At 59.9% G+C, this 17,957-nt stretch carries 13 protein-coding genes; 6 read left to right on the top strand and 7 right to left on the bottom strand.

The annotated features are described in order from the left end of the window. Positions 1-16: 16 nt before the first annotated feature. Positions 17-1,270 (bottom strand): serine hydroxymethyltransferase, encoded by a 1,254-nt coding sequence (gene glyA / locus AC07VV_RS08650; RefSeq protein WP_096817789.1) that lies wholly within the window; start codon positions 1,268-1,270, stop codon positions 17-19. A gap of 156 nt (positions 1,271-1,426) precedes the next feature. After that, the gene (locus AC07VV_RS08655) at positions 1,427-2,137 is read right to left on the bottom strand and encodes a TraX family protein (RefSeq protein WP_495036007.1); all 711 of its coding nucleotides are present in this window, start codon (positions 2,135-2,137) and stop codon (positions 1,427-1,429) included. Between the two features lie 128 nt (positions 2,138-2,265). On the opposite strand from AC07VV_RS08655, the gene AC07VV_RS08660 reads away from it, so the two are divergent. The 5 genes from AC07VV_RS08660 (at position 2,266) to AC07VV_RS08680 (ending at position 6,648) form a co-directional block, all read left to right on the top strand. Continuing rightward, a complete protein-coding gene (locus tag AC07VV_RS08660) occupies positions 2,266-3,306 on the top strand; it encodes a threonine aldolase family protein (RefSeq protein WP_011336276.1) in 1,041 nt (346 codons plus the stop codon). A 113-nt stretch (positions 3,307-3,419) separates the two neighbouring features. Further along, positions 3,420-4,244, top strand: a complete 825-nt coding sequence (locus tag AC07VV_RS08665; RefSeq protein ID WP_495036008.1) for an SDR family oxidoreductase — start codon at positions 3,420-3,422, stop codon at positions 4,242-4,244. Between the two features lie 90 nt (positions 4,245-4,334). Continuing rightward, the gene (locus tag AC07VV_RS08670) at positions 4,335-4,820 is read left to right on the top strand and encodes an Hcp family type VI secretion system effector (protein WP_495036009.1); all 486 of its coding nucleotides are present in this window, start codon (positions 4,335-4,337) and stop codon (positions 4,818-4,820) included. Continuing rightward, the gene (locus AC07VV_RS08675) at positions 4,817-6,265 is read left to right on the top strand and encodes a hypothetical protein (protein WP_495036010.1); all 1,449 of its coding nucleotides are present in this window, start codon (positions 4,817-4,819) and stop codon (positions 6,263-6,265) included. The genes AC07VV_RS08670 and AC07VV_RS08675 overlap by 4 nt, the downstream gene beginning before the upstream one ends. Positions 6,266-6,378: 113 nt before the next feature. Continuing rightward, positions 6,379-6,648, top strand: coding sequence for a hypothetical protein (locus AC07VV_RS08680; RefSeq protein WP_495036011.1), 270 nt, complete (start codon positions 6,379-6,381; stop codon positions 6,646-6,648). A gap of 67 nt (positions 6,649-6,715) precedes the next feature. Here the strand turns inward: AC07VV_RS08680 and gbcB are convergent, their stop codons facing one another. Beyond that, a complete protein-coding gene (gene gbcB / locus AC07VV_RS08685) occupies positions 6,716-7,816 on the bottom strand; it encodes a glycine betaine monooxygenase reductase subunit (protein ID WP_096817778.1) in 1,101 nt (366 codons plus the stop codon). A 281-nt stretch (positions 7,817-8,097) separates the two neighbouring features. On the opposite strand from gbcB, the gene gbca reads away from it, so the two are divergent. Beyond that, the gene (gene gbca / locus AC07VV_RS08690; RefSeq protein ID WP_096817776.1) at positions 8,098-9,390 is read left to right on the top strand and encodes a glycine betaine monooxygenase oxygenase subunit; all 1,293 of its coding nucleotides are present in this window, start codon (positions 8,098-8,100) and stop codon (positions 9,388-9,390) included. Positions 9,391-9,439: 49 nt separating this feature from the next. Here the strand turns inward: gbca and AC07VV_RS08695 are convergent, their stop codons facing one another. From AC07VV_RS08695 to etfB, 4 genes are all read right to left on the bottom strand, one after another. Further along, positions 9,440-10,684: a metallophosphoesterase family protein gene (locus tag AC07VV_RS08695; RefSeq protein ID WP_495036012.1), complete on the bottom strand. Its 1,245-nt coding sequence runs from the start codon at positions 10,682-10,684 to the stop codon at positions 9,440-9,442. Positions 10,685-10,709: 25 nt separating this feature from the next. Next, positions 10,710-12,578 (bottom strand): c-type cytochrome, encoded by a 1,869-nt coding sequence (locus AC07VV_RS08700; RefSeq protein WP_495036013.1) that lies wholly within the window; start codon positions 12,576-12,578, stop codon positions 10,710-10,712. A gap of 164 nt (positions 12,579-12,742) precedes the next feature. Beyond that, positions 12,743-16,195, bottom strand: coding sequence for an alpha/beta fold hydrolase (locus AC07VV_RS08705; protein WP_495036014.1), 3,453 nt, complete (start codon positions 16,193-16,195; stop codon positions 12,743-12,745). A gap of 991 nt (positions 16,196-17,186) precedes the next feature. Continuing rightward, positions 17,187-17,957 (bottom strand): electron transfer flavoprotein subunit beta, encoded by a 771-nt coding sequence (gene etfB, locus AC07VV_RS08710; protein WP_495036015.1) that lies wholly within the window; start codon positions 17,955-17,957, stop codon positions 17,187-17,189.

The raw sequence follows: 17,957 nt of genomic DNA on the forward strand, positions 1-17,957 counted from the left end.
ATGTACTCCAGAACGCTCAGCGATAAACCGGGAAGTCAGCGCACAGGGCCGAAACCTGCTGGGCGACATTGGCCTCGACATCGGCATCACCGAGGTTGTCGAGGATGTCGCAGATCCAGCCGGCCAGCGTCACGCACTGGGTCACCTTGAAGCCGCGCGTGGTCACCGCCGGGGTGCCGATGCGCAGGCCGGAGGTGACGAACGGCGACTGCGGGTCGTTCGGTACGGCGTTCTTGTTGACGGTGATGTGAGCGCGACCGAGGGCGGCGTCGGCGTCTTTACCGGTGAGGCCCTGACGGATCAGGCTGACCAGGAACAGGTGGTTGTCGGTGCCGCCGGACACTACATCGTAGCCACGTTTGATAAATACGCTCGCCATCGCCTGGGCGTTGTCGATCACTTGTTGCTGATAGGCCTTGAAGCCAGGCTCCAGCGCTTCCTTGAAGCACACGGCCTTGCCAGCGATGACGTGCATCAGCGGGCCGCCCTGGGCGCCTGGGAAAACTGCGGCGTTAAGTTTCTTCTCGATCTCTTCGTTGGCCTTGGCCAGGATCAGGCCGCCACGGGGACCACGCAGGGTCTTGTGAGTGGTGGTGGTGACCACGTCGGCGTACGGCAGCGGGTTCGGGTACAGACCGGCAGCTACCAGACCAGCCACGTGGGCCATGTCGACGAACAGCAGGGCACCGACCTTGTCGGCGATCTGACGGAAGCGCGGGAAGTCGAGGGTTTTCGAGTAGGCCGAGAAACCGGCGACGATCATTTTCGGTTTGTGCTCGACGGCCAGACGCTCGACTTCGTCGTAATCGATCAGGCCGGTCTTGGTGTCGATGCCGTACTGCACGGCGTTGTACAGCTTGCCCGAAGACGAGACCTTGGCGCCGTGGGTCAGGTGACCGCCGTGGGCCAGACTCATGCCGAGGATGGTGTCGCCAGCCTGGATCAGCGCCAGATAGACAGCGCTGTTGGCCGAGGAACCGGAGTGCGGCTGGACGTTGGCGTAATCGGCGCCGAACAGTTGCTTGGCGCGTTCGATGGCCAGCGCTTCGACCTTGTCGACGTGCTCGCAGCCACCGTAGTAGCGCTTGCCCGGATAACCTTCGGCGTATTTGTTGGTCAGGCCGCTGCCTTGCGCTTCCATGACGCGCTTGCTGGTGTAGTTCTCCGACGCGATCAGCTCGATGTGATCTTCCTGACGTTGCTCCTCGGCATTCATCGCCGCCAGCAGTGCATCGTCGTAACCCTGGATCTGGTCTTGCTTGCTGAACATCGCGTCTCTCCCAGCGGCATCTGTGCGCCATTCGTCTCGGTAAGGCACGGCGTTTCGGCAGTGCCCTTTGATGCGATGGTATGGCCGGCGCAGGGAGGTCAAATGCCTACGGACGCCACGCAAAGGTGCGTTTACGACATGGCGACAGCGATGGACTCAAACAAGCAGCTGGCGCAACCCCAGAAGAACGAGGAAATGCGCGGGATAGAGCGCATACGCCCAGCGGCGCATGGGTGGCGCGCGGAGGAAAGTGACATGTCGCAACAGGAACATTCCGAGCAGTGGCGCCATCAGGCATGTCGCAATGCCGAAGATCGCCACGCGGTTGCCGAACTGGGCGGACTCGTAGAGCAACTGCCACTGATTCGCCGCCAGACACACCAGACCCGGCAGCAAGCTGAAATACCAGGGCTTGCGAAACACCAGCAACATCGCCAGCGGCAGCAGGATGCCGAACAGACCGAACATCAGTCGCTCCGCGAACAACGCCGCCCCCAGCAAGGCGCCGATACCCAGCAGTCGTGAAACCAGCGTTCGATCCTGCCAGCCCCGCGCCACCAGCAGGCCCAGCGCCAGCGTGGGCATCACGTTCAAGGTGTCGGGATCGGGAATGTACAAACGGTAGGGAATCTCGCTGAGCAGACTGAACAGCAGCAACCAGCCCAGATAGCGCCATTCGGTCTTGCGCGCCCCGTCACGCGCCAGGTTCGCCGCCATCGCCAGACAGAACCACGGGAACGCCAACCGCCCTGGCACATACAGCCAATCGGCGCTGATCCCGACATATCGCAGGTGATCGAGCAGCATGCTCAGCAGCGCCAGCCACTTGAGCAGATCGAGTGCGCCGTCGCGTCGGCTCAGGTGCATAATCGACCCGCATCCCTGTAATGTTCTGTCAGCGACATCCCGTGTGCTCCCCGGATGATCTTCGGTAAAGTGCGCACCATCATTGACCCCACGAAGCGCCACAAGCGCCTCGATCACGGAAGCCGGCCATGACCGACAAGAGCCAACAATTCGCCAGCGACAACTACTCCGGTATCTGCCCTGAAGCCTGGGCTGCCATGGAACAGGCCAACCACGGCCACCAGCGCGCCTATGGCGACGATGAGTGGACAGCACGCGCTTCGGATGATTTCCGCAAGCTGTTCGAGACCGACTGCGAAGTGTTCTTCGCCTTCAACGGCACCGCCGCCAACTCGCTGGCCCTGTCGTCGCTGTGCCAGAGTTACCACAGCGTGATCTGCTCGGAAACCGCCCACGTCGAAACCGACGAATGCGGCGCCCCGGAGTTTTTCTCCAACGGTTCGAAACTGCTGATCGCCGGCACTGAAAACGGCAAGATCACCCCGGCCTCGATCCGCGAAGTCGCCCTCAAGCGCCAGGACATCCACTACCCGAAACCGCGCGTGGTGACCCTGACCCAGGCCACCGAAGTCGGCAGCGTCTATACCCCGGAAGAAGTCCGCGCCATCAGCGACACCTGCAAGGAACTGGGCCTGAACCTGCACATGGACGGCGCGCGTTTCTCCAACGCCTGCGCGTTCCTCGGCTGCTCGCCGGCGGATCTGACCTGGAAGGCCGGCGTCGACGTGCTGTGCTTCGGCGGCACGAAAAACGGCATGGCGGTGGGTGAAGCAATCCTGTTCTTCAACCACAAACTGGCCGAAGACTTCGACTACCGTTGCAAACAGGCCGGGCAACTGGCCTCGAAAATGCGCTTCCTGTCCGCTCCGTGGGTCGGCATCCTGGAAAACGACGCCTGGCTCAAATACGCCCGCCACGCCAACCACTGCGCGCAACTGCTGGCCGAACTGGTCAGCGACATCCCGGGCGTGGAACTGATGTTCCCGGTCCAGGCCAATGGCGTGTTCCTGCAACTTTCGGAACCGGCCATCGCCGCCCTGACCGCTCGCGGCTGGCGCTTCTACACCTTCATCGGCAAGGGCGGCGCCCGCTTCATGTGCTCGTGGGATACCGAAGAAGAACGCGTGCGCGAACTGGCGCGCGACATCCGCGAAGTCATGTCGGCCTGATCCCCTCCCCGTGGCGAGGGGGCGTGCTCCCCCGCCACAGCTCCTGTTTCAGCTCCATCGTCTACATTGTTTGTCGAGCCATCGCTCACATAACAATAAGCAGGAGCATCCGCATGTCGCTAAAAGGCAAAACCCTGTTCATCACCGGCGCCAGCCGTGGCATCGGGCGCGAGATTGCGCTACGGGCCGCGCGGGACGGGGCCAACATCGTGATCGCCGCCAAGAGCGCCGAACCGCATGCCAAGCTGCCCGGTACCATCCACAGCGTCGCAGCGGAAGTCGAAGCGGCCGGTGGCAAGGCTTTGGCCCTGCAACTGGATGTGCGCGATGAAGAGGCCGTGCGCCAGGCGCTGGCCCAGGCCAACGAACATTTCGGCGCCATTGATGCACTGGTGAACAACGCCGGGGCGATCAAACTGACCGGTGTTCAACATATCGAACTCAAGCGTTTCGACCTGATGCACCAGATCAACACCCGTGCGGTGTTGCTGTGCAGCCAGGCGGCCCTGCCCTATCTGAAGAAATCCTCCGGGCACATTCTCAACCTGTCACCGCCGCTGAATCTGGCCAGCAAATGGTTCGCGCAATACAGCCCCTACACCGTGACCAAGTACGGCATGAGCATGCTGACCATCGGGATGAGCGAGGAATTCGCCAACTACGGGATCAGTGTGAATTCGCTGTGGCCGCAGACCATGATCGCCACTGCTGCCATCGAATTTCAGCTCGGTAATCGGGAGTCGTTCAAGCATGCGCGCACGCCAGCGATCATGGCGGATGCGGCGCATGTGATTCTGGGCAGCAGCGGACGGCGGATTACCGGGCGGTTGTTGATTGATGAGGAGATCTTGCGGGAGAGCGGCGTGAGCGAATTCGATCACTATCGGTTTGAACCGAAGAGTGACGCGAAGTTGATGACGGATCTGTTTATCGACTGAACATTTTCAGAAACAACCTACGCCAGGCCCTACATAAACCAAACAGACCTCGCCATAGACTGCCTGCTCCTTTTTCGAGGAGTGCTGACTATGGCGAACCCTGCCTACATGACCATCACCGGCAAGACTCAAGGCCTTATTTCAGCGGGATGTTCGACCCCGGAATCGGTCGGCAACAAATACCAGAAAGCCCATACCGATGAAATCATGGTGTTCGCCTTGAGCCATGAAATGCGCCGCGACAACAACCTCGGCAAAGCCGTCCACCAACCGGTCATCATCACCAAAGCGGTCGACAAATCTTCCCCATTGCTGGCTCAGGCGTATTCGAACAACGAAGAACTCGAATGCACAATCAGCCTTTATCGAACCTCGCCTCAAGGTCAGCAGGAAAAGTTTTATTCGATCGCCCTCGATGGGGCCGTTCTCGCCGAACTCTCGCAGGAGATGCCCCACGTCATTCTGCAAAACGACGCCCAACCCCAAGAACAATTAGCCATTCGTTACCGCGGCATCAGTTGGGTACACCACATTGCGGGCACCACCGGCTATACCTCGTGGGGCAGCCAGGATTGAACCCTCGACCACATGACCTCTGCGACGTTGAGGATGCCGCCGGCAACTTGCTCGGACAGGCGCTGACCGCCAGTGCTCGCCATCTGGCCTACGGCATTGCGCGCGTGCAGTTCAATCAACAAGTCGCTTATTTCGCCAAGCACATCACCGATGAGGTTGCAGCCGGACGCCTGACTCCGGAGCAGGGAATCCTTGCGCTTGTGCAAGAACAACAAAACCTGCTGAACCAGTCTCGGGCCCTGCTGCAAAACAGGCACAGAGCGATCACCGGCACGACCAAGACACGACGCTTGCCGATGCTCCCACAGCCTGCAGCAACTCCCGATCCGGAACGTTTGCTGCGGGCCGTTCACCAGCAAGTCATGAAAGTGACACGCCCGAACTCTGCCCCGCCCTCTTCTCCGCGTCCGGTCAACGACTTGCGAATCGTTCCCCGCGAGGAGTGGCCGCAGGAACTGCCGGCGCCCGAAGAGCCGGGGTTCTACATCGTGCCGAAAAGCGTGTCCGCCGAGAAACTTCAGGCGCAGCTGTTTCCGTCGTCAAACCCGAGTGTCATCGCCAAATTCAAAAACCTGAATCCACTGGAGGACGTGGTGAAAGCCGGATCGATGATTGTTCTGAGTAATCCAGACAATCAGCAATGTACCTATGAAGAATCACTGCTGATGGAAACCGCACACATCGTCAGCATGGCGCTGGCGCCGTTGACGGTGGAAGAGGCGGACTTTTTTGCGCAGCACTATGACGTCATCAGACGGACGCTTTCAGATGGCTCGAAAGTTATTGGTGTTGGGACTGCCATGGCGGCTAATCATCTGGATGGCATAAAGGCCGTTTTGAAAGACATTGAGGCATTGCATGCCAGCACTATCAAGGCCAATGGCAGCCTGAATTCAAAGGCATTCAAAAAGCAGCGTGCCGAATTACTTCAACGGCTGGGCGGACAGCTCACCGGATTGACGAAGAAAGCCATTGGCCTCCCTGATTACCCAAACCTCAAAATCGCTCTAGGTATCGAGCATCCGCATCTGGTGCATCGATGGAGAAAGGCCGGCGGCATCGGCCAGAACCCGGGATATGCCACTCATTTTCAGGCCGTCACCAAAGCATCGCAATACATGAAATATGGAGGATGGATTGGTACAGCCTTAGGCGGTGGGGCCTCGGCAATAAAGGTTCAAGAAGTTTGTACGAGCCAGAGTGCCAAGGCATGCAAAAAAGTGAAATATACCGAGGCGGGGAGTTTCCTGGGTGGAGTTGCCGGCTCTGCCTTGGGTGCGAGTACTGCCACGACAATCTGCGTAGCACTCGGGGTATCCAGTGCGGGACTCGGTGGGGCACTGTGCGGGATAGTGGTTGCGGGAGCTGGATTTTTTACGGTCGGCTATATGGGCGAAAAAGGCGGCGAGATCGCCGGAGAGTTGATTTACGAGAAAACCCAATGAACTTTGAAACTGCAAGAGATGCATTCATCATTCTAAACATCATAAACTTCACCGCGCTCATAACAATTAACTGCATCTCGTTGTATATCGCAAAAACAAAAATAGAACTAATAATGAACAGCCTTCAAAACAGCTCGATTGCTGGAGGCCTTATGATGCTATGGCATGGAGGCGTGCGGGGGCGCATCTACATGATGGGAGAAATTTTTAATTTCCTGAAGCGTCCCGAAATCTACATTTATCAAGGGAAATTGAGCGCAAAAGATATTAAAAATTTTCCGTCAGACTTCAAACGCACGCTGCTTACACTATATAAATATCAGAGAATTACCGGCTTCACTTTTTTATTGTTTGGACTTCTCGCCGCATTCGAAGTCATTTAAAAACAGCAACTAATGACTTCATACGATCTCCCCTATGGGAGATCGCCCCCAAGCCTGCAAACTGAATTCAATACTCGATCCGCACATCCCCCTTCGGCACACTGCAGCAAGAAAGAATGTACCCCTCCGCCTCATCGTCCTCGGTAATCCCGCCGTTGTGATCCATCTCCACCTCACCGCCCAGCTTGAGCACCTTGCACGTCCCGCAAATGCCCATCCCGCAGGCCTTCGGAATCATCAGCCCAACTTTCGCTGCGGCCGCATGCACGGTCTCGCCTGGCGCAACACGGATGCTCTTGTCCGATGAGGTGAATTCCACGAGGTGCAGATCCGCTGCCGGGACTTCCGGTGCTTCCGCTGCCTGTTCCGCCTGTTCCACTGCATCGGCACGGGCTTCCGGTGGCGTGGCGCCGAAGGATTCCTCGTGATAGCGCTTCATGTCGTAGCCGGCGTTTTCCAGCAGGCGCTTGACCGCCGTCATGTACGGCGTCGGGCCGCAGCAGAAGACTTCGCGCTCGAGGAAGTCCGGCACCATCAGCTCCAGCATCTTGTGATTGAGGTAGCCGCGATAGCCGGCCCACGGCTCGCCCAGCCCGTGTTTCTCGCAGATCAGGTGCAGGCTGAAGTTGTCGATTCGCGACGCCATGTGTTCCAGCTCGCGGTGGTAAATGATGTCTTTGGGTGAGCGGGCGCTGTGGATGAACGTCATGTCGACGTTACCGTTGGTGTCATAGAACCAGCGCGCCATGGACATGCATGGCGTGATGCCGACACCGCCGCTGAGGTACAGCACTTTCGGGCTCGGAAAGTCGATGGCGTTGAACAACCCGACCGGCCCGTGTACCGCCAGTTCCTGGCCTTCATGCAGGGTGTCGTGCAGCCAGTTGGACACCTTGCCCCCCGGTACGCGCTTGATGGTCACCGAAAAGCTGTACGGCACCGACGGCGAGCTGGAGATGGTGTACGAACGCATGATCGGCTGGCCGTCGATCTCCAGCTCCAGGGTAACGAACTGCCCGGGCTTGAAGAAGAACAGGATCGGCTGGTCGGCCATGAAGCAAAAGGTACGCACATCCCAGGTTTCCTGGATGACTTTGACGCAACGGACAATGTGTCGGCCATTGGCCCAGGTCTGAGTGGTGACCGGATTCAGGAAGCTGTTGGACATGCTTGTTCTCCACGGCCGACTGTCGGCCTTCATGTGGCGATTCTGCGTATAGCGCAGACGGCCCGTTTACCTATCCGCGACATTGACATACTTATCGCGACCAGCCCCCAACCACCGGGGGTTGCGCGTCGGGAACAGATTGCACCATGTCGCCCATGGATAAGGTTCTCGCCTGCGGCGGCCCCACACTCGCCCCAACACAAACAGATTCTTTACACCTTGCGCTGCAACCCTGATCAGCCACTTTCGCGGCCACGCAGATGGCCTTGAGGATTACATCGATGGACACCGCAAAAATCAGCCTGGGCGACCCGCTGGAACCCGCACGCAAGGCCACCGCACAAATGCTGCAAGAGCGCGAGCGCACCTTCTCGCTGCCGCAACCGTTCTACAGTGACGAGCGCCTGTTCGATATCGACATGCAGGAGATCTTCCAGAAAGAGTGGTTGATCGCCGGCATGACCTGCGAGATCCCGGCCAAGGGCAACTACCTGACGCTGCAGATCGGCAAGAACCCGATCATCGTGATCCGTGGCGCCGAAGGCGTGGTGCACGCGTTCCACAACGTCTGCCGCCACCGTGGCTCACGCCTGTGCACCAGCGACAAGGGCAAGGTCGCCAAACTGGTCTGCCACTACCACCAGTGGACGTATGAGCTGGACGGCCGCCTGCTGTTCGCCGGCACCGAGATGGGCGCCGACTTCGACATGAACCAGTACGGCCTCAAACCGGTGAACGTGAAGACCGCCGGCGGCTACATCTTCATCAGCCTGGCGGAGAACCCGCCGGCCATCGATGACTTCCTGTCGACGCTGAACCACTACATGGAACCGTACGACATGGAGAACACCAAGGTGGCGATTACCACCACCTTGATGGAAAAGGCCAACTGGAAACTGGTGCTGGAAAACAACCGCGAGTGCTATCACTGCAACGCATCGCACCCGGAACTGCTGAAAACCCTGCTGGAGTGGGACGACGTCACCGACCCGCGCGCCGACCAGGCGTTCAAGGACCACGTCGCCGATTCCGCGGCGGCCTGGGAAGCTGAAAAGATCCCTTACGCCCACGCCAGTTTCGGCCTGCGCAACCGCATCGTGCGCATGCCGCTGCTTAAAGGCACCGTGTCGATGACCCTGGACGGTAAACAGGGCTGCGCCAAGCTGATGGGCCGGATCAAGAACCCGGACCTGGGCTCGATGCGCATCCTGCACCTGCCGCACTCGTGGAACCACTGCATGGGCGACCACATCATCGTCTTCACCGTGTGGCCGATCAGCGCCCAGGAAACCATGGTCACCACCAAATGGCTGGTGCACAAGGATGCCGTCGAAGGCGTGGATTACGACGTCGAGCGCATGCGCCAGGTGTGGGACGCGACCAACGATCAGGACCGTCGTCTGGCCGAAGAAAACCAGCGCGGGATCAACTCCACCGCCTACCAGCCAGGGCCTTACTCCAAGACCTATGAGTTCGGCGTGGTCAACTTCGTCGACTGGTACAGCGAGCGGTTGCTGAGCAACCTCGGAGCCGAGCCAGCGCCGTATCTCAAAGGTGTTCCGGTTCAGGGTTGATTCGCGTCATTGATCGTTCCCGCGTCCTGCGCGGGAACGATCAAACGGGTCACTTCGATGACCACCTCACAGATCCATCCTCACCAATAAACTCCTCGAAAATATCCTCCCCCACCAACCGGATTCTTGCGTAGCCATTCAACACCCGCAGCGGATAATCCGGATCCTTCGCATCCTGCGTCTCCGAAAACAGCACCCCCGAATGCCCGTTCAGTTCACTGGTGGTGCCGTAGGGAATCGCCCCGTGCCCGGCGCAGCGCGCATGCAACCCACCCTGGGTCGCGTAGACGATGCCGTTGTGCAGGTGCCCCCAGTACCAGTAATCCGGCTCACGCCCCAGTGCATCGCACACCGGTTGATACAGCGCGGTCTTGTTGTGCCCGGTGATGTCGAAACCCTGATGGTGGCTGAGCACCATGAGCTTTTTGCGTTTCGGCAGACTTTTCATCCACTCGATCTGCGGCTTGTTCAGGGTGCCGTCCATGTACAGGTTCATGACGTCCGAGGCGTACGCCGTGTCCAGCCCGACAATCAGCCAGTCGTCGTTGATCAGGGCAAAGTAGCTGGTGCCCTGCTGCCCCGGAAAACGCGCGGCCAGTTCCTTGAAGTAACCGTGGGCGCCGCTGTACATCTCGTGGTTGGAATTGAGGGTGAACGAGCCGTGGGTGCCCATCGGCCAGCCGGCCATGTCGGTGTCTTCCTGGGAGTGGGTACCGGCGTAATAAACGTCCCCCAGGTGAATGGTGAAGTCGGCATTGGCCAGTTGCATCTGGTTGGCCACCGACACCGCCGGCGCATGGCTGTTGAACGGCCCGGTGCCCCAGTCGCCGGCAATCGCCAACGTCACTTCGCGATCCATGGTCACCAGCGCCGGATCGGTGCCGAAGGTCGCGTGATGACGCAGGTTTTCGATCCACTTCAGCAGCGCCTCGCTCCACAGCAGATCCAGCAGTTCCCATTTGCGACAGCCGAGTAGCGTGCCGTCCTTCAGCACCTTGGTTTGCAGTTGGTCAGGCGACTGCGGCAACGGCGTCGCGTTGCCAATGCGCAGGATCGACAAACCGTGGGACAACTCCCACGGCACCGCCGGCTCATCGTCCGGCAACTCGCCGTGCTTGAGCACGTACTGCGCCTGATCGTGCCCCCGCTGGAGCAACTTGATGATGGCCTGGAACTCCTCGGGTTCCAGTTCGCTGATGAGCTTCATCCAGGCCATTTCCACTCGCGTGAACAGGCCGTGCAGACGCACCTTTACCTTGTCGTATTCATGCTTCAGATGACCGACTGCTGACATGGCGTAATCCTCTATCCGTAGGGGTTCACAGGGTTTTCATGAATTCGATCAGCGCGCGTTTGTCGTCGTCCGACAGCGTCGTGCCATACAGGTGACCGCTGTTGTGATTGCCCTCCAGGTGCGTGTCGTACTTGAAGTCCGCCGAGGCTTTGGCCTGCGCGCCGCTGGTCACGAAACCGACGTTGACCGGGTCGTAGACATCGGAGCCGGTGACGAACACCTGCGGACGCTTTTCCGGCGGTTGCAGCAAATCCCACAGGGTCGGCACCGAACCGTTGTGCAGATACGGCGCGCGCAGCCATATGCCGTCGGTGGGCGTGTTGCTATAGCTCTGGGTCTTGCGGTAGGCGCCGAAATCGAATGGCGGTTTCTTGAAGGTGTGGAACGCCGCCACCAGCCCGACAGTGAACGAGTCGAGCCGATGCGGATCAGTGCCGAGCTGGTCGATTTTGGTGGTGACCTGCCCGGTATCGACGCGACCGAAGTCGTGGCAACCGGCGCAATTGGTTTCCCAGATCGGTTTGCCCTGGGCGACCTTGGCCTGATCCAGTGCCCACGGCCAAGCCGGCGCCTTGTGCCCGAGCAGCCAGTTGGTCACGCGATTGAAACTCGGTGGCAGCACCGACTCCGGCGTCGCACCCACCGCCATCGCAGCCGCGTAGTTGCGCTCATGGATCTTGTTGTTATTGCCGTCCCAGTGCAGGTACATCGATTCACGGGGTTTCTGGTTCCACACTTGCGGCAGGTCGACGGTGCCGATGGTCGAGTCATCCGGGAAGCCAAACACCACCATTTTCGTCGGGTTGAAGGTGTCGGTACGCCCCGGTCCCTGCTGCGGGCGTAGCTTCTGCCAGGCATAGGCCTGCTTCTGCTTGAGCAGCGCGGTCTTCGCCATCGGGATGATCAGGTAGCGGTTGTAGATCCGCTCGAAGAAGCCGAGCTGGAACTTGCTGTTGATCGCCGCCATCACCGCGTCGGTGGTGAATTTCGGGTCGCTGGCGCAATCGTAGGCGAACCACTGGAAGGCTTGCAGTTGCAGGGTGTTGGCCGGTGCGCTCGGCACATTGACCGCGACATCACTGGCATTCGCCCGGTAGGAGCCGGTGTGGCACAGCGCGCAGTTCGGCTCGACGGTCGGGTAGCCGATCTGCCGCTTGGCCATGCCGATCGGCAAGTCCTTGCCGTTCTCGAACAGGAAACCGAAAACTTCCCAGCCGCCGGGTTTCGGCATTTTTTCCGGGCACATCTGCGGCAGCACGGAGAACAGGTAGTACGGGATCCGCGCTTCGATGCCCAGGCCAATGGCCGCGTATTTGTAGTGATCTTCGTCGGATGCGTATTCCTGCTCCGGCACCACGCGCAGCATCTGATACCAGGTCTCGTAGCCGATGAACCCCAGCAACGCGACCACGACCAGCGTGCCGACCTTGAACGCGTGGCTCTGCCAATGCCGCGCCCACGCCGCCCGCCATTCGCGCCAGCCGTCACAGAGCAGGGTCAGCGGTCGATTTTCCGGGGTGGTGCCGAGGTACAGCAGGATGCCGAGGATCAGGAAAAAGCTCAGATCGCCCATCAGCATCGGCACGAATACCGAGCCCTGGCTGCTGGTGTTGATCAGGTAGATCCAGAACGCCACGGCGATCAACCGCGTCAGCACACACAGCCAGGAATGCACCACATAGCGCGGTGCGTTGAAGCCCGACGGCATGTAGAACACGCTGATGCCCACCAGCAGCATCCCGGCGTTTTCCAGCCACGGGTCGGAGAGTTGCGGCGGCAGGCCGACCACCGATGTCAGCAACCCCGGCGCGAACAGCGCCGGGATCGCGAACACCATGTTCATCGCAATGCCGAGCCAGATGAAGCGTTGAAACCAGCGGATGTAGCTGTCCATGTCATCCATTTCCTTGTGCAGACTGGAGAGGTGTAGCGCCTGACCTGTCGCCATCGCGAGCAAGCTCGCTCCCACAGAGAGCGCAACCATGCTCAGAATTTGTGCTCGACACAGTCCCCTGTGGGAGCGAGCTTGCTCGCGATGGCAGTCGACTCGGTCTGAGATCAGCCGAGGGCCGTTTTCTCCAGGTGTTCAAGGATGATCGGGTACACATCGACCACCGCGTTCTTGCCGAACATGCAATCGATGTGGCCATAGCCCGGCACCACATGCCGGCTATAACGCTCCGGCCCATGCTTCTCGCAAACCTTCTGATAGGTCTTGAGCGTGCTCTCCGGCAAGTAGCACTGGTTTTCCGCGCCGCTGATGAAGCAGATCGGCATGGTCAACCGGTCGAAGTGCGGCATGTACACATCGTTGCCCTTGAAATCCACCAGATGCCCTTTGCGCACGATCAGTGCCAGGTGCTCGAAGGTCTCGATGTTCGACTCGCCGAACAGTTCGTGCAGGTTGTCATGCAGCGTCTCGTTGAGGGTGTCGTGGCGGTACAGCGAGGCGTACATGAAGGTGATGCGGTGGCACACCGGGTTGGTGCAGTAGCCCTGTGCTTCGATCCGCGCGTAGCCGTTGAGGGCCTTGTCGTAGAGTTTGTTGAACCAGTTCTCCTTGCTGTCGGCGTAGGCCGTCATCGACTTCACGCCAATCGCATCGAGCATGCCCGGCAGGTGCAGACCAGCCTTCAAGCCCGTTGCGGTCGCGACCACCGTGTCGGCGGCAATCTGTGAGCAGACCACCGAACGCACGCCCTGCAAACCGGCGAGCAACGACATGAAGAACGTCGTCGCGCCGTAGCAATGCACCACGCATTGCACGTCCTTCGCGCCGGTCTGCTGCTGGATCTGCCCGATGGCAGCCTTGAAGTCGTACTGGGCGATCTGATCGCCGTTCCATTCCTTCTTGCTCGCCGGCAGCAGGATGCTCACCCGGAAATCCAGCAGCCACACGTCGTAGTCGTGCTTGCACAGAAACTCCAGCAGGTTGGTCTGGATGGTGTCGGTGGAAAAGATATTCGAGCCCACACCCAAGCCATGCACCAGCATCACCGGGCCTTTGCTGCCGGCCTGATAGCGGCTCAGGCGCAGTTCCACGCCATCCTCGGTGGGGAAGAAATGCACAGCCGGCGTCGGCGCATCCAGCGGTCGTTTCAAGCGTGGCGGTGCGTCGGGATTGAAGTATTTGTCACCGGCGAACACCCCGCCGTAACTCTCCCAGAGAATCCCGGCGAAGAACTTGCCGAACCGCGCCAGCCCTTCGATGCGCTCACGCTCGTTGCGCGCATTGAGGACTTTCATGGTGGTCATCTGCTTGGCGAAATCGGCCGGATGGATGTGCATCACACCCGAACCGATCACCTCGCCGGATTTGTCCGGCCCGCGATACAGCGTCACGTAAAGGGTGCTGGTGTCATGCCAGATATTCAGCACGCCGTTGTCTTCCGGCACGGTCTTGAAGGCGCTGAAGAAATAGTCGCTGCCGTCCTCGGCGGTCAGCTTCATGTCGTATTTCATGTGGCGCGTGTCGACCTGCTGCTCGAATTGCTCGAACAGGTTGAACACGCCATTGCTGGCGGTCAGCGGCTGCGGCGACAGCGCCGGGGCGATCACCGTGCCGACGATGGTCGCGGCATGTTCCGGTTCCTTGATCATCCGGTTAAGGTCGTTGGCAGTGATGGTCAGGGTGAAGTCGATCGGCGAATTGTCCGCCTCGCCGCGTTTGGCCGCCGCTTCGTAGACCTTGAGGTCGGTGCTTTGCGCGGCGGTGAAGGCCCGGGAGAAGTAGCCCTTCATGGTTTCGGTAAATTGCACGCCGAGGGTTGGCGGCGCAGTCTGTTTACGCGGCGCCGACGGCAGCGTGTAGTCGATCTTCCAGCCACGATCGGCGGCCAGCAGGCCCATGTTGCGCTCGCTGACGGCGGAGATGGTCAGCAACGGGTTGACCGCCAGTGACGTCGGAATCACCGCGCCGTCAGTCACGTACAGATTGGTGTAGACATCGGTGCCACTGGCACCACTGAACACCTGGCCCTTGTGGTTGACCACGCCTTGCGCGGCGTCTTCACCCATCACGCAACCGCCCAGCGGATGTACCGAGACGATGCTGTGCTTGAGCAGCTTGGTCCAGATCGGGTTCTCGACCCAGATCCCACCCAAGGCCTTGGTGCTCTGGTGCAGGCGTTCGTTGCCGATCTTGAAGTTTTCCTGTTCGCCAACCCCCGGCCAATCGATGCGCAGCTGATCCTTGTTGTCGAGGACCATGCGCCCCTGGCCGCTGTCGTGGCTCATGATCAGGTACGTCTGCATGTTGTGCAGCGCGCCGTAGTACGGGCCGCGCAGGAAGCTTTCGGCCTCGCGCTCCTTGTACTTCACTTTGCCGCTGAAGCTGTCGTCGGTGGGCTTGCCGATCAGCTCGGCAAACCCGGCCATCGCCGGCACCATCGGCCGGCCAAGCGCGCCGGGGATCGAACCTTCCTCGATGACCATGCGACTGCGCCAGTCGCCTTCGGTGCGCATGTCGATGATCGAGGTGATGCACGGGCCGACCGGTTTCATTTCCTTGGCCGGGTGCGTGCCGAAACCGATGCCGTTGATGGTTTGTTCGCAGTTGTGGCCGAAGCCGAGGATGTCACCGTTGCCGCTCATGTTCTCGCCGAGCTGCCCGGACATCGCCAGGCCCTTGTCCCGCGAGCGCAGCAGAATCTCGGTGGAACCGAGGGTGCCGGCGGACACCACGACAATGTCGGCCTTCACGAACAGCGTCGGCGCGTCGAATTTCTCGCGACCGCTGTCCAGATACTGGAAGTGCACGATCCAGCCATCGCCATCGCGCTCCAGATGCCGCACCTGGGCCTGGCAGATGATCTCCGCGCCGTGATTGCAGGCGTCCGGCAGGTAGTTCATCAGCGTGGTGTTCTTGGCCTTGTTGTTACAGCCCGAAACGCAGTCGCCGCAGTGGTTGCACGGCAGTTGCTCGACACCGACGTGGTTGAGGTTGTTCGGCAGTTTGTCGAAGGTCACGTTGATCGGCGGCTTGTAGAAGTGCGCGCCTTGCTTGAGGAAATCCGCGGATTTTTTGTTGGCGTCGAGCTTGGGCAAATTCGGCGCGGTATTCGGGTAAGGATTGGGTTTGAGCATTTCCCGGGCGCGGGCATAACCGTCCTTGAGCAGGGTGTCGCGGTGTTCGCGCACCTCCTGCGGCCAGCGCGGGTCGTCAAAGACGCCCGGCTCAGGTTCCAGCGAGACGTTGGCATTGATCAGCGACGTGCCACCCAGGCCACAGCCGACCACTACGTTCTGCTGCGCGTTGACGTGCAGATCGAACAACCCGGTGCGCGAGCCGATGTGGCCGTCCGGGTCGTTCACCTGCAACTCCTCAGTCGCGGCGATCATGGTGTTGGGGTATTCGCCGGGCTGGATTTCCCGACCGCGTTCCAGCAAACACACCTTTTTGCCGGCCCGGGACAACCGCGAAGCGGCAATGCCGCCGCCATACCCGGAGCCGATGACGATCACGTCGTAGTGTTCCTTGATGTCGCTGATGGGCGTTGCGATCCGTGTCATGAGGTGGTTCCTCTCTCAGGCAGATGGGGCAACTCTGCGGTTGCCTGCAATCAATGGGCGAACGGGCACCTGGCCTCCGGTTTCGGCGGCAGTACAGCGATGTGGGCGATATCGACTCGCTAGAGACGGGCGTGCTGATTGGCTGCACGACGCAAGGTGCGCTTGCGCGGCGTCGGAGCCGACTGCGCGCGGAGCATGCGTGGATTGAGGGGTGAGCGATGTGGCTGGGTATCCATCACGCGTTCTCCCTGAACCAGATGTGGATAAGTGACGGCGGTCCTTGTGCCATTGGAGTGAAGACAGCGGCCGTATTGAAGTCAAGGCAGCGCTTTAGAACTGTATGAAATCTGATCAATTACCGTTTGGACTATAGCCGGCGGGGCTCGCAGGGTTTGGCGAACAAGTTATCCACATAGCCACCCACAGCAAATGGGGACAACTGTGGATGACCCGGAAAAATATCGACGGTTTTGTAAAGAAAAACCGTGACTTATCCAGAAGCAGGGTTTTCAGTAACGATTGAGTGTTTTTTGATCACAAGCCCGAAAGGCACGGATTGCGTGGCTTGCAAAGGATGGCGAACACCTTATCCACAGAAGCGCCAACAGACTTCGGGGGTAACTTGGCGGGCTCTGTGGAAAAGCGCTGGAGGCCTTGATAAATCGAGGTTTGCGCGAGGTCTGGCGAATAAAAAGGCTAAATTGATCGTTTTTCGAACAATTCTTCGCAAGCCACGGTTTATCTAGCTCTCAGCGGATAGCGAACATCTTATCCACAGAAGCGCCAACAGAGATTGGGGGCAACTTGGGGAGTTGTTCTGGGGAAAAAGCTCGTAAAAACCGCGAGTTAGGCTGGTTGTTTTTTGATCTTAAGGCTGGAGGGCTTGGTTGGCGCGGGGTTCAGGGATGGGCGAACACGTTATCCACAGATCCGCCAACAGGGATTGTGGGTAAAAACCCTCTTCCAAAGGAAGAGGGTCAAATGCAGGGCTCTAGCGGACAACACCTTCTTCGATCAGCAGTTTGAGGATAGCTTCGGCACCTGCCTCGGCAGTCACGCCCTTAAGCACCTGCCCCCCACCCCCACTGGCCTTGGCTGTCGCCGCCTTCATCCGGTCCGCCCCGCTCTTGGCCTTGATCACCTTCAACCGTTTCGGCCGTGGCTTGGCCGGTTGCAGGGTCGACACGGCGAGCAATTCGTCGTCCACCACTTCCACGTCTTTTGCCTGGAGAACCCCACGCCGCGCCGGGCCGTAAGCACTTTGTCGAGGCTTGGGTGCGGCGTTATCCACAGTCGCGAGAAACGGCAGACGTACCTTCAACCGGCGCCGCTGCCCACGGGGCAATGCTTGCAGCACCAGCGCCGAACCGTCGTTGATCGACTCGACCTGCGCCAATCCAACCACCAGCGGCCAGCCCAGCCCTTCGGCCAGCAGGAACGGCAGCATTCCCGAACCCTCGCCGGTTTCCGCCTGGCTGCCAGTCAGTACGACCTGGGCGCCGGCATCACGCAGATAGTCGGTCAACGCCGGCAGCGCATCGGCGCCGGCCGGTTGCTCCAGCACATGCATCTGCTCCAGCCCCATGCCCAGATAAGCGCGCAGCGCAGGTTCGCCAATGTCCCCGGCATGCAGCACTTGCAGGTTATCCCCAGCCAGTTGCAGACCAAGCTCCACCGCGCGGGCGTCCTGTTCGGCGCGGCGCGGGCGGCCCGAGGTCGGGTGGGCGCCGATTGAAACCAGACTGATGATCTTTGTGCTCAT

The sequence above is a fragment of the Pseudomonas sp. GW821-FHT02C04 genome (assembly GCF_059421845.1).